This is a genomic window from Croceicoccus sp. BE223, assembly GCF_031457155.1.
Classification (GTDB): Bacteria; Pseudomonadota; Alphaproteobacteria; order Sphingomonadales; family Sphingomonadaceae; genus Croceicoccus.
Window position 1 is genome coordinate 24,806 of record NZ_JAVDWB010000009.1, and the last position, 12,842, is coordinate 37,647.

A 12,842-nucleotide genomic window follows, 5' to 3' on the forward strand; every position below is an offset into this window, starting at 1 on the left:
CGGCAGCATCACGCTCTCGATCCCCCTCCCCTCTTTCGGCGCCGAGCGCCTAGACGCCGACCCGCTGGACGGTGGCGTCGAGGGCTTTCGCCCAGTCCTTGAACCTTGCCGGGGGTGGCGCCCGGCGGACAACCAGACCCGGCCGCACGTAATGCTTCGCGGCTTTGTCGCCAGCGCGGCGGCCCTCGGCGTCATTGTCCTCGGCGATGAGCAGCGTATCGACCGCGGACGGGATGATGAGTTGATCGAGACGTCCGGCGCCAAGCGAAGCCCAGCAGGGGATGGCGTTAAGACGAGCGAACGCTTCTGCCGTTTCGAAGCCCTCGGCGATAGCGAGGATGGTGCTGCCCTCCCCGCCCCGCCACGAGCCGCGCCCGGGCGTACCGAGCATTACTTTGCGCTTATATTCGGCGGTCTTGGGGTCGAGGAAGATCCGCTGGATGGCGACTAGCTGACGGGTTTCTCGCACCGCGATAAGCAGCGCTGGCTCGAAGACTGTTTTCGGCTTCGGCATGTACGGGCACCGTGGATGGAAGCGGATGTCGCGTGGAGGCGGAAGGAGGTTGCGGCGCGCGAGATAGCGCTCAGCCAGGGTGCCGCGGACATCGCCAGCCTGCTCCCAGAGCCGCTCGATATTGGCGGCTCGCTGCGGATTGGTCGGCTCGGGTGCATGATAGTGGCGACACGGTCGGACGCGGCCGAGTTCCCTCAGGACATCTTCGCGAGCGCATCCGGCAAAGCAGGTGACGAGGATCCCGCGATCACCTTGGCGGACCGACAAGCTTGGATCGCTGTCGTTGTGCGCCGGGCAGCGGCACATGGCGATATAGCCTGTCCAGGTGCCGCTGAGGGCACCGACAATGTCGACTAGTTCCTGCGTCGGTTTCTTGGCGATAAGCGGCATAGCTGCATCTCCTGCTCGCTAGCCTGGAGCCCCCTCCCCTCTTCAGCCGTCGTGGCAAATGTCGATGCATGCGACTCGGATGAACTTCCTCAAAGAATCTTCTCTAAAAACGCCGCTGCTCGCAGCGGAAGGATTCGTGATTCAAGAGATTCAGATTCGTGGCGAGGAAAGCTGAGCGCTAGCAATGGCTTAGATGCCCTTTGCCTGACCGCCCGGGGGTGTTTGGCTGACCCGGTGGGGGCTGGAGCCTGTCCCGCTGGGGGGACTTACCTGACCTCGCGGGGTCGTCCTGACCGCTTGGGGGCAAGTGCCTGCAGACAGATTGTAGCAGTCGAAAGCGCGCCTTTTCAGACATTATTCTGCGGAAGGCGGCGGCCGTTGAGGCGTGGCAAGCGGGAAACGTGCGACTCGGCAGATTTGTGCATCTTCGAGCCGCAAGGTCGGCTGATTCGTCCTGACCGCGCGGGGGCTCAACCGGCGGACGTCGTCCTGACCTGACTTGACGGGTGAGGTCAGGTCAGGCAGCGTCCACTCTCCCGAGATTCGTATTTGATCGTAGCATGGCATGGACACCGACACTGGCCAAGTGAACGAGGCAGTTGAGGAAGCGGCAGAGGAAGCCTCCCCTGGCCGCGCGATGAGAGTTGCCGCAGCGTTGAAGGCGAAGGGCGGCGACGAGTTCGCTAAACCCGGTAGCATCATTGAAGTGAAGTTCATCAAGGGCGAGTCGCTCAGTTTGACCGCCTCTCGGTTGCTAGCGCTGATGATACTGACCGCGGGCGGCGATGCTTGGGAAGATCGGCCGCATCGAATGCGTAAGGCTGACATACGCCGGGGTCATAAGGGTAATGAGCGGATCAGCGACATGCTGGAGGAGCTTCACCGCACTCTCTTCGCCGTGGATGACAAGTCGTGGCGTGGGAAGAAGGCGACGCTGCGGTTCTCGCTAATCTCTCGTTCTCGAGAAGAGAATGAGGAAGATGGGGGCGAGGCGGGGTGGATCGAGTGGGAGTTTACGCCCGACGCCCGAAAGCTGATCCAGGCATCAGAAACTTATGCGGTCCTTAACCGGCAGGCGGTCCTTGGCTTCCGGTCGAGCTATGCCCTCAAGCTCTACGAGCTAGGCGCTTTGCGTCTGCACCGGCGGCAAGCAACCTGGAAAGGTGACATGCAGGCATTGCGCGCGGCACTAGGGATCCCGCCCGAAGTTTATACCGACTTCGCCCAGCTGCGGCGGAAGGTGCTCGAGAAGGCAAAGGCAGAGATCGACCAGCTAGCCCACTTCAGGGTTGAATGGCGGGAGACACGTCAAGGACGGACCGTCACAGAGCTTGAATTTCGTTTCGAACCAAAGGGCCCGCCTGCCGTAATCGAGACGGTGAATGAACTCGACCGCCATGCGTCTGGGAGGAAGGCTCGTCGGGAGGGGACGGTAGAGACCGTGACGGTCGGGCAGGCCGTGCTCGCCGCGCTGCCCAAAGCATTGGCGCCGAGGAAGCCAGAGGACAAGATATTCCCGCGCGGGTCGCTTCACTTCGGCGAGGAGGAGCTTCTAGCGATCGGCCGTGCGCACGGGGGCGGCTGGGACATCAACATGATGGCGGACGCCTATCGCGAGCACATGGGTGCGCGCCTTGATAAGCTGCGTGGCGCCAAAATGCTCGCGTCCTGGAAGGGGTTTTGCGAGGGCTGGGTAAACCGCCGAGGACGACCCTAAGGACTTAAATTGCACGCGTGCAATTCCGGTCATCCCCCAACGAGTCAGGATCGTCCGGCTTCCTGACCAAATGGGGGTACTCGGCGCCCGCGAACTTTCGAAAGTGCGGCAGTTCTTGACGTAAAAGCGCAAGTGGATGTAGCACGTGCTCAATTGCGAAAGGTGGGCATGTGGCTAACGGTCTTGAGATTGAGGAAGCCGAACGGGTCGTCTCGGTAGCAACGCTGGCCAATCGTACATCCTCGGTCCTCGAGAAGCTCCGCGATTCAGCACGAAGTGCAAGAGCCGATGATCGTCGGGAGCCAACCTTCACGATCAGCAAGGCGGCCGACCTGGTTGGCAGAACGCCGGCGGCGATTCGCGACGCGGAGAAGGACGGGAGGCTCCCAGAACCGTCTCGGACCGACACCAATCGACGTGAGCGTTACACACTCGCCCAGCTGAATGACATGCGCGGCGTTTTCGGGACGCGCCCTTATCGGGCGCCGACTGATCCATGCTGCGTCGTGGCGGTGCAGAACTTCAAGGGGGGGGTGGGGAAGTCAACCCTCGCAGTCCATCTCGCTCAGTACCTCGCGATCCGAGGATATCGCGTCGGGCTCGTCGACTGCGATAGCCAAGCGTCCGCGACGACGCTGTTCGGCTATGTGCCCGACCTTGACCTTGACGAGAACGATACACTGTACCCCTTCCTTCGGGAAGGCGAGCGCTCATCCCTCGACTACGCACTGCGAAAGACGCATTTCGATGGGCTTGAGCTCATCCCGGCGAACCTCCGGCTGTTCAATTCGGAATATGAGCTCGCGGCCCGAATGGCCCGTGGCAGTGATGGTCTGCTCGACCGGTTGAAAGAGGGCATCGAGAGCATTTCGGACAGATTCGATGTGATCGTGATGGATCCACCGCCTGCGCTTGGCGCCATTTCGCTCTCTGTGCTGCGAGCCGCCAACGCCCTGGTGGTGCCGGTGCCGCCAACGGTGATGGACTTCTCCTCGACGGCCGCCTTTCTCTCGATGCTCGACGAGACGATCGAGCAGCTTGCCGAACGCGGCCTTGCGCCCGAACTCCAGTTCCTTCGCTTCGTCGGCTCGAAGGTCGACGAGAACAAGTCGATGCAGAAGGAATTGCTGCATCTCATGCGAACCCTATTCGGCCATGCAATGGTGCGCACGCCGCTCAAGGACTCGGCAGAAATAGACAATGCGACCGCGCGGCTGATGACCGTCTATGAGCTTGACGGCCCAGCAACGAGCTCGGCCGTTCGCAACCGGTGCTTGGGATATCTGGATGGCGTGAACGCGGAGATCGAGGTGGACATACGGTCGATGTGGCCGAGCCACCAAGCGGCGCTGCGCAAGGCCGCGTTGGCGTGAAAGGCCGAAATTGCACGCGTGCAATTTTGCGAGAACAAGAGTGCGTTGCACGCGTGCAATTCGTTAGAGGGAGGCTCTGATGAGCAGGAAAAACAGCGGCTTTGCAGCCGATCTCGCGGCGGGGATCGACCTGTCCGAGGAGGCTCCTCCACAGCGCCGATCTGGCCTCGCCTCGAACGTGCTGACGGGTCGGTCAAACAGGCTGGCTGACCTTGCCTCAGGCGCCATCGTCAACCGCACGCATGAACTCGTCGATCCAGCGCGCTGCCGGATGTGGGGCGGGCACAATCGCGATTACGCGTTGCTCACCGAAGAGCGCTGCGCCGATCTGATCGAGAGTATCAAGGCGCAGGGTCGTCAGGAGATGCCGGCAATCGTCCGCCGGGTGACCGGTGAGCCTGGTTACGACTTCGAGGTGATCTGTGGCGCGCGGCGCCATTGGTCGATCAGTTGGCTGAGGGCGCACAATTATCCCGACTTCAAATTCCTCGTCGACGTTCGAGAAATCGGTGACGAAGAAGCCTTCAGGCTCGCAGATATCGAAAACCGGGCGCGGGACGACCTGACCGACTTGGAGCGGGCGAGGGATTATCTGCGCGCGCTCAATACCTACTATGACGGCCGACAGAAGACGATGGCCGAGAGACTCAAGGTCTCGGAGAGCTGGCTAACGCGGTATCTCGACCTGGCCCGCCTGCCGTTGGAGTTGACCCGGGCCTTCGTGGCTCCGCAGGAACTCGGCATCCGCAATGCGATGGCGCTTAAGGGGCTGCTGAAGCCAGATGATCGCAGAGCGAGGGCGTACAAAGAGGCGGAGCGGCTCGCTGAAGTGCAAGCGGCGAACGGCGAGCCCATGTCAGTGCTCGATGTCATCAGGGCGCTCGCGCTGGCGACAGACCCCCCCAAGCGGTCAGGATCCCCCAAGAAGTCAGGAAAGTCGGAGACTGTGTCATCTGCCGGGGGTAAACCGGTTCTGCGGATCGAAGCGGTCGATCGCAAAGGCATCCGATTGACGTTGCTCAGCAAGGGCGGGGCATCGCGGCAAGAAGCGGAGGAAGCCATTCGCGCTTTGCTAGATCAGCACTGGACTTGACGGCTGTGGCAGCGATGCGAGCAGCTTCCGGGCGCCTTGCGGGGTTATACCCAGCAGGCGAGAGACAGCGTTGGCGTTAAGGCCGGGATAGCAAAGCTGCAGCCTGGCGAGGAGAGGAGCCCTGCTCCGCTTCGTGACCGCCAGGTCGGTCTGAAAGCGTGATGCGGCGCGCTCGATTGAGTCCATGTCCCGTAAGCCGGCCTGAGCCGTCGTTCCAATCGCCTGCATCAACGCCCGCACCAAGTCGACGGGGGAGGGGGGCAGGAACTTCGGGAGCAGGATGAACGAGGGGATCACCCGTGTCGTGAAACCTGCGCGGTACAGCATCCGCGGTACGGCAGCAGCGATCAGCCAGCTTCGATCGCGTCCGCGGGGAGGCAGGCATAGGGCGCGGCCATCGATGCTGACCACGTCAAAGCTGTCTCGTGGCGCTGGTTCGGTCAGCGCGAGCAGCTCCAAGATGCGGCTGGCGACGGCAAGCAGGTCGCGGGTAGGGAAGGGGGCGTCGGCTGCTTTCCGCAGCTCTCGCCATGTCGGCCCGAAGTGCGCCAGATCGTCGGCCCCATAGACCTCTGCCTGTGTGCGATCGTCGAGGATGGTGCGCAGCATACTGAGGGTGGCGCGGGTGACCGGATCTTTGAGGTCATCATCGCGGCTGAGCGCCAGGTGGAAGATCGCGGCTACCGAGATCGGATCATTAAGACCTTCAGAGGCGCGGGGAGGGGGTGTGCGACCGGCGATCCAGTCCTGCAGGTCCCGCACTGCGATCGGAACCCCGGCGAGGCCTGCGAGGGCGGCCGCACCTTCGAGGCGCGAACGTGCAAGAAAAATGTCTGTGTAGGTGCTGCACTGCAATCGGCCATCAAGCCGTCCGAGCAGGAGCAACGGATCATCAGCCCGGGAGGTGCCATCTCGTGCCACCCGTGGCATGTACGACATCACGAGCGGAAACCAAAGTCAGTAGTTGGTTTCCATCAGTTAAGGCGTTATGTAGTGGAACGTTGATAATTGCAGTTATCACATAAGCGTATTTGACGTCTCTTTATGAGGTGCGATATGGATGCGCCGAGGTGCAAAGGGGCAATGGCGCGTGGAAAAGACGGTTTTCTGGTCATGGCAGAGCGATCTCGACGGCCGCGTCACGCGCGAGCTGGTCCGCTCCGCGCTCGACCAGGCAATCGGCATGATCTCCGCCGATCTGGATGAGGCTGACCGGCCCAGCCTGACTTCCGACACGCAAGGCGTCGCCGGCACGCCCGACATCGTCGCCACGATCCTGCGCAAGATTGACGAGGCCGCGGTGTTCGTCGCCGACGTCACGCCGATCGCGGTATCGGCAGACGGGAAACCCTGTGCCAATCCGAACGTGCTCATCGAGCTAGGCTATGCGCACCGGGCACTCGGCGAGAACCGCATCCTGCAGGTCTGGAATACCGCGTTCGACGGGGCGCTTGTCGACAAGCTGCCATTCGACATGCGCGGGCGGCGAGGGCCGATCCCGTTTCACCTGCCCGCCGGAGCCGATCGCGAAGAACTTCGGCGCGTCCGCGCGGATCTTGCCAAGCGGCTTGCTGAGTATCTGACGCTGGCGCTCGATCAGCTGCCGGCGCCGCTCCCCGACGCCATCCACTGGCAGCCGCATTTCGAGGGCGATCCAGATCTGTGGTTCGATCGCGAAGTCCCCCAAATGGTGACCAGTCGGCACGGGAGCCGGAAGGTCCGATGGGAGCCGCATTTCCCGGGCTATGCGCGGATCATCCCGTCGAAATGGTCGGCCAAGCCAGGGGCTAAGCAATCGCTGATCGAGCATATGGGGCATCCGGCGCTCGTCGCGAGAGCCAATTCGTTCAATTATGGCATGAGCCAGGGCGGTGCGATGGTGTATTGGCCGCGGACGCCGGAGAACGATGTCGATCCGACCCTCGCCATTACTCAGTGGTTCGAAAAAACCGGGGAGATCTGGGGAGTCGCCGGCGGCTTTCTTTTCCAGCGCGAGGGCAAGCGGCTTACCTTGGCGACCGGATACTTCTTCCAGCAATGGGTACATTTTCTCGAGCGCAATTGTGCATTGGTGTTGGCCCACGGGGGCTCGCTGCCCATCCATGTCCGCCTCGGCATCAGCAACCTCACCGACAGCTGGTGGCCGCAGGGACCATTTAGTTTTGGCGATGAGGGGTATGCCGCGGTCGAACCCTCATATGAATATGATCAAACGCTCATCTCGATCGAGCCCGAGGCTCTCAACGCTGTCGCTGTCGACGCATTCAACGGCTTAGCTGCGATCTACGGGCAGGAGCCGTTCACCTATGATGAGATCGTCGAGCTTTCCCGATGACCGTTCTGACAGACGATCTTGCACCGCAGCTCCCCGTAGAGGCGAATGACCTTCTTCTGCAGGTGACCTGCCTTCACGCCGCAGGTAAGATTACCATCAATGCCGATCTGATCGCCGCCTATCAGGCCGCCAGCTCGCCGCACTCGATCCGCGCGCTCAAATCCGACCTCGAGGCGTTCGACCTGTGGTGCCGTCGGACCAATCGGATTGCGCTGCCGGCGTCGCCCGAGATCGTCGCCGACTATCTCGACGCTCGGGCAGGGCAGGGGGCTCGCCCCGCCTCGCTCGGCCGCTACAAGGCGTCGATCGCCAAGATCCACCAACTGCTCGATTTAAAGGATCCGACCCAGGCCGAACTGGTCAAGCTGCGGCTGCGCGCGATCCGGCGCGAGAAGGGCACCGCGCAGGCCCAGGCGCGGCCGCTGCGCTTCAAGGGGCCTGTCCGGGATGTCGAGCGCGACAAACCCCGCGGGATCAACATCAGGGCACTCCTGGAGGCTTGTGCGGACGATTTGCCGGGGTTGCGGGACCGAGCACTCCTATCGGTAGCCTATGACACTGGACTGCGCGCTTCAGAGCTGGTCGCGATTGAGGTCGAGCATATCCTCGAGGCGCTCGATCCCGAGGCGCGGCTGCTGGCGATTCGGCGGAGCAAGGGCGATCAGGAGGGGGAGGGGGCAACAGCGTTCCTTAGCCCGCGATCGGTACGCGCGATCACCGCTTGGACCGAGGAAGCTGGCATAAGCCAGGGGCCGCTGTTTCGCCGCGTACAGGTCCGGCGTTACAAGGCACGGGCTGCCGTGAAAGGACGGAGCATCGACAGTATCACGGGGCGGGAGACCTGGGACTTACGCAAGACGCTGTCGCGGCCGGCAGTAGCGGCTCGCACCGAGTATGACATTGGCTCCGTCGCGCTTCACCCCGGCTCCATCGGACCCATCTACCGGGCGATGATTCAACGCGCGTTCGACAGTGGAGCACTGGCCGATCTAACCGCTGACGATATGGTGCGGCTGCTCAAGGGGGTGAGCGCGCACTCTACCCGGGTTGGCCTGAACCAGGACCTCTTCGCGAGCGGTGAGGATCTTGCCGGGATCATGGACGCCTTGCGTTGGAAGAGTCCGCGCATGCCGCTTGCCTACAACCGCAACTTGGCGGCCGAAGCCGGCGCTGTGGGTCGCCTGCTGGAGAGGTTGAGGTGACGGCGCCCGGGATCGACACCTGCTCGCTGGTGCCCTTGTACATCGAGGCCTTCTTCGGCGACCAGCTCCTTGGCGGTGCGACGGCGTTCCCGTGGCTGCGGCTCGACGGACGACTGTCCCTCCTGACCAACTGGCACGTCGTATCCGGCCGCAACAACGAGACCTACGAAGTAACGCATAAGCAGGGCGGCATTCCGGACCACCTGCGGGTGCACGTGCCTTTGAACGATCGGGATCGACCGCCGCTGATCGTCCGAGTGCCGACCCTCAGCGCCGAGGGTGAGCCGCTATGGGTCGAGCACCCCGAACACGGCCGCACTGTCGATATTGCTGCCCTGGATGTCGACTTGCCGCCGCCCGGCGAAGCGTCATTGATGCCGATGAATGTCGTTCGCACGGTGGCACTCAAGCAGCGGATCGGGATGCCGATCTTCATCCTCGGTTATCCGTTCGGTCGCCTCGGCATCGGGCTGCCTGTCTGGAAGCAGGCAACGTTCGCCAGCGAGCCATTCTTCACAGCGAGCAAGCATCAGCGCTATCTGATCGTGGACACCGCGTCGCGGCCGGGCATGTCCGGCTCACCGGTCATCCAGAGAGCGCATGGCCAGATCGAGCTAGAGGGCACGCACGGCCGCATCGAAGCCGGCGACGGCGCCGTCAACTTCATCGGCATCTACTCAGGCCGGTTTCACACCAACGATCCGTCCGACGCCCAACTCGGTCGCGTATGGCCCGCGGTGCTGGTGAGAGAAGTTGTCGCCGCGGCCGAGGCCCGCGCGAGAGCTCGCTTTGACTGACGGCCTCCAAGCGAATGCACTAGAGAGCGCCTTCCTGGCTCTCCGTGCCGTGCTGCCAACCGGGCAGCCTCGCGCCCCTAAGCAATTCTACGCGCTCGGCGACCTGCAAGCTGCCTTCAACTCACTGAAAGGCCCGCTTGCCACCGCCAAGGCTCGGGGCGGTCTTATCAATCCCTGGGCGCTGGCGGGCTTGGGCCATGATGAGGTGCGTAACGCTGGCGCGTTAGCCGGGCTTTGGACGACCGAGTTTGGGGGCGAGACGTCGAGGATGTTCCTGGCGCACTATCTTCGCGCCGCGCTGCCAACGACGGACTGGTTCGAGACGCTGGGCGAGGGGTACCGGATCAGCACTGAAGTCAGCCCGATGGGCGATGCTGCCGACCGAGTGGATCTCCTCATCGAGACCAGCGTCCATCTGATCGGCATCGAGGTGAAGATACGCGCCGGCCTCGGCCGCGATCAGCTCGATCGATACAAGGCGTCGGTGTTTCGGCGGGCGGAGCTGCAGAAGCGATCGGCGCGGATCGTGTTGCTAGCGCCGTTCTCGGCCGACGTGTCGGATGTATCGTCTACAGGCTGGCCTGACGTTGCTCGCGCCGCTCGCACGGCAGCCGGCGTGTCGGTCGCCGGTCGATCCTTTGTACAGCAGATGATCGCCGCGTTCGGCGAGCATGTCGAACCGTTTTAGGAGGAGCTGATTATGCCGGAGCCCGCCGTCGGCGCGGTCATCGTGAGCCATATTGATGAGCTGGAGGCTGCGCTCCGATACGCTAACAGCACGATGGAGCCCATGCTCGAAAAAGCCGTCGCAGCGCTGATCGACGACAAGCGGCGTGCGCTCGGCTGGGCGGGCGAGGCACCGGCGGACTTCGACGAGACGCAGTGGTTCGCGCCTGAGGAGTGGCGCATGCCGCAATCGGACGAAAATGACTGCTATCTATCCTTTGTGCTGGACACTGTCGCCTGCCTGGACGGTCACGAGCCTGAGACGTGGGTGGGCACGATCGCGGGCTTTGCTGGCGCTGGTATCCGGTTCTCAGCAACCACGGATGCCCTCGGCCAGCGCGACTGGAAGGCGCTGTTGAGGTCGCAAGGTCCTTTGATCGACGAGCTCGTGGATCGAGGCTTCCTCTGTGATCCCAAGACCGGCGACGTCGCACTCACGATTCCCGTCGACAAGCAAGCTCTGGTCGCAGGGTTTGAAGAGGAGGATTTGGAAGCTGCGCTCGAGCCGCTCGGCCTAGCGATCGATCGTATTCAGGCGGCGAGGACCACTCTGGATCGGCTGGTGGAAGCGATCAAGGCGGCGCGAAAACCGTGACCGCCCGCTGCGCCCTGTCTGGACCTGCCGACCAATTCTTTGCGGCTGGCTGAGTTGTGAGGGCGGAACGTGCTCCTTGACTATGATCACCCCGCAAGCTGGCCGCCGGCGGTGACCGCCTTCCTCGACGAGCATCTCGATCTGTTGAAAGATTGGGTGACGACGCAGCGCTTCGCCACCGGGTTTCAGTATGACCGGTTAGTCGAGCGACTGGGAGAACTGCTGCGACCACACGAGATCTTGGCCTGGCACTGCAGCCGTCTAATGCCTCATGAGCGGGCCGCCATCCTCGAAGCGGGAATGAATCTTCCAAGCGTCGACGGGTTAATGAGAAGGATCGATGCGGCGGTGTCGGCGAGCGCGTTTACACCCGAGATTGCTGCGCAATTCCGCCTTCGCCATCAGGCATACTTACCGACCCGAGCAGGACGAATCTGGTTCCTCTTCACGCGGCCGCACAACGACGACGGAGTCGAGGATTTCTTCCGTTTTTGGGGCGGCGAGTCCCTCTTCGCGGCGATCGACTGTGACACCCAACTCGGGCCGATCCTCCGCTCCACGGGTTTGCCTTGCGTGGTGGAAGCGGCAATCCCCATGTCCTATTTCCAAGATAGCCTTGGCTATGAAACGCACATCGTGCGCCAGTTTTGTGCCTGGCGAGCGGGCCGGTCCTACGATGGCGTTCCCCATGATCGCGCGCTCGCCCCGGTACCACCGCACATGATCCGACGGATCGTGACATTTGATGATCCGGATTTTGCCGTCCTGAGCGGCTGCGGCATCTATTTTGAGCCGCTCACGATCGCCTAAGGGCCGCAGAAGAATGGCGATGACGCATTTTCGGCGCGCGGTGGCACCTGCTGCGGCCTTCGCGCCTGCCGTGGAGCCCGTCGGCCGGCTTAAAAAGCGGTTCGAATGATAGGAGATCGTGCCTTGGACGGCCATCGAAGGGCGCCTCTGCCTCGGCGACCCAGCTGCGGATATCATTGTCACAAGGAAGGAAGGACGATAGAACGGTAACGACTTGGGGGCAGTCGATCAAAGCGCGTCTTCCGAGCGTTGCCACAACCGACAGCGCGAGATGAGTGCATGAGAAGCGATGGAACAGGCGATCTGCGGTGACAAAGGCCACCCACCTTGTCGCGCTGCTGCAAAGTCACATCGATGGCGATGAGGAACAGTTTCTGACGGTCGCGATGCAGGCGGCCGCCAACGAAGCGCGTCTCGGCCACGGCAAGGTCGCCCAGCAGCTGCGCGAGATGGTCGATGATGCACGCGCCCGCGGCAAGACAAAGGGGCGCACGCGCGCCGTCCCCCTGGTGCAGCCGCGCGGTGAGTTGGCGAACCTGGTCGCTGCGAGATATGTAGATACGCGTCTCTCGAGCATGGTGCTCCCCGAGGAGTTGCGCGATCGGTTGCAGCGCGTAATCCTTGAGCAGCGGCAGGCGCATCGGCTACACCAGCATGGCTTGCAGCCACGCCGCAAGCTGTTGCTCATCGGCCCGCCTGGAGCGGGCAAGACGATGACAGCTGCAGCCATCGCCGGCGAGCTCAAGCTGCCCTTGTTCTCTGTCCTCCTCGACGGACTGTTGACCAAATTCATGGGCGAGACCGCTTCGAAGCTTCGCGCGGTCTTCTCGGCGATGACCGAGACCCGAGGTGTCTACTTCTTCGATGAGTTCGACGCGATCGGTGCCCGACGCAGCGAACGCAACGACGTGGGTGAGATCCGCCGCGTGCTCAACTCCTTCCTGCAGTTCCTTGAAGAGGACGACAGCGAGGGCCTGATCGTCGCGGCAACCAACCATCCCGAACTGCTCGATCCCGCCCTCTTCAGGCGCTTTGACGACGTGATCGAATATGCACTGCCGGACGCGCAGGTGGCCCGGGCGATCCTTGAAGGTCGGCTGTCGACCTTCGATACAGCCGCGCTGTCCTGGGAGGAGGCGACAAGGGAGGTCGACGGGCTGAGCCAGGCTGACCTCGCCCGGATCGCGGACGAGTCCGCGAAGCGGACCTTGCTCGCAGGGCGTGAGCGTGTGGAGACCTCAGATCTTCTCGCGGCGGTCGCCGAGCGAAAGGCGGCGGCCCGACGGTAAC

General features: G+C 62.8%; 12 protein-coding genes. 10 read left to right on the forward strand and 2 right to left on the reverse strand.

The features are described 5' to 3' along the window. Positions 1 to 49: 49 nt before the first annotated feature. The gene (locus J2X37_RS15315; protein WP_310022942.1) at positions 50 to 904 is read right to left on the reverse strand and encodes a toprim domain-containing protein; all 855 of its coding nucleotides are present in this window, start codon (positions 902 to 904) and stop codon (positions 50 to 52) included. A gap of 637 nt (positions 905 to 1,541) precedes the next feature. On the opposite strand from J2X37_RS15315, the gene J2X37_RS15320 reads away from it, so the two are divergent. The 3 genes from J2X37_RS15320 (at position 1,542) to J2X37_RS15330 (ending at position 5,087) form a co-directional block, all read left to right on the forward strand. Next, complete coding sequence (locus J2X37_RS15320) at positions 1,542 to 2,621, forward strand: replication initiation protein (RefSeq protein WP_404979644.1); 1,080 nt, start codon at positions 1,542 to 1,544, stop codon at positions 2,619 to 2,621. A gap of 170 nt (positions 2,622 to 2,791) precedes the next feature. After that, entirely contained in the window at positions 2,792 to 3,994 is a 1,203-nt protein-coding gene (locus J2X37_RS15325; protein ID WP_310022947.1) for an AAA family ATPase, read from the forward strand. A 79-nt stretch (positions 3,995 to 4,073) separates the two neighbouring features. Continuing rightward, the gene (locus J2X37_RS15330; protein ID WP_310022949.1) at positions 4,074 to 5,087 is read left to right on the forward strand and encodes a ParB/RepB/Spo0J family partition protein; all 1,014 of its coding nucleotides are present in this window, start codon (positions 4,074 to 4,076) and stop codon (positions 5,085 to 5,087) included. Here J2X37_RS15330 and J2X37_RS15335 read toward each other — a convergent pair. Beyond that, positions 5,067 to 6,026 (reverse strand): hypothetical protein, encoded by a 960-nt coding sequence (locus J2X37_RS15335; RefSeq protein WP_310022951.1) that lies wholly within the window; start codon positions 6,024 to 6,026, stop codon positions 5,067 to 5,069. The two genes, J2X37_RS15330 and J2X37_RS15335, sit on opposite strands and share 21 nt — an antisense overlap. A gap of 151 nt (positions 6,027 to 6,177) precedes the next feature. On the opposite strand from J2X37_RS15335, the gene J2X37_RS15340 reads away from it, so the two are divergent. From J2X37_RS15340 to J2X37_RS15370, 7 genes are all read left to right on the forward strand, one after another. Continuing rightward, positions 6,178 to 7,422 (forward strand): hypothetical protein, encoded by a 1,245-nt coding sequence (locus J2X37_RS15340; protein ID WP_310022953.1) that lies wholly within the window; start codon positions 6,178 to 6,180, stop codon positions 7,420 to 7,422. After that, on the forward strand, positions 7,419 to 8,624 hold the full coding sequence (locus tag J2X37_RS15345) for a tyrosine-type recombinase/integrase (protein ID WP_310022955.1): 1,206 nt from the start codon (positions 7,419 to 7,421) through the stop codon (positions 8,622 to 8,624). The genes J2X37_RS15340 and J2X37_RS15345 overlap by 4 nt, the downstream gene beginning before the upstream one ends. Further along, positions 8,621 to 9,421, forward strand: coding sequence for a serine protease (locus tag J2X37_RS15350; protein WP_310022958.1), 801 nt, complete (start codon positions 8,621 to 8,623; stop codon positions 9,419 to 9,421). The genes J2X37_RS15345 and J2X37_RS15350 overlap by 4 nt, the downstream gene beginning before the upstream one ends. Beyond that, positions 9,414 to 10,109: a PD-(D/E)XK nuclease family protein gene (locus J2X37_RS15355; protein WP_310022960.1), complete on the forward strand. Its 696-nt coding sequence runs from the start codon at positions 9,414 to 9,416 to the stop codon at positions 10,107 to 10,109. Before J2X37_RS15350 ends, J2X37_RS15355 begins: the two co-directional genes overlap by 8 nt. A 12-nt stretch (positions 10,110 to 10,121) precedes the next feature. Beyond that, positions 10,122 to 10,742 carry a hypothetical protein gene (locus J2X37_RS15360; RefSeq protein ID WP_310022962.1) on the forward strand — a complete coding sequence of 207 codons (621 nt, stop codon included), beginning with the start codon at positions 10,122 to 10,124 and terminating at the stop codon, positions 10,740 to 10,742. 111 nt (positions 10,743 to 10,853) lie between these two features. Next, a complete protein-coding gene (locus J2X37_RS15365) occupies positions 10,854 to 11,552 on the forward strand; it encodes a hypothetical protein (protein ID WP_310022964.1) in 699 nt (232 codons plus the stop codon). A gap of 308 nt (positions 11,553 to 11,860) precedes the next feature. Then, complete coding sequence (locus J2X37_RS15370) at positions 11,861 to 12,841, forward strand: AAA family ATPase (RefSeq protein ID WP_126014543.1); 981 nt, start codon at positions 11,861 to 11,863, stop codon at positions 12,839 to 12,841. Position 12,842 lies beyond the last annotated feature (1 nt).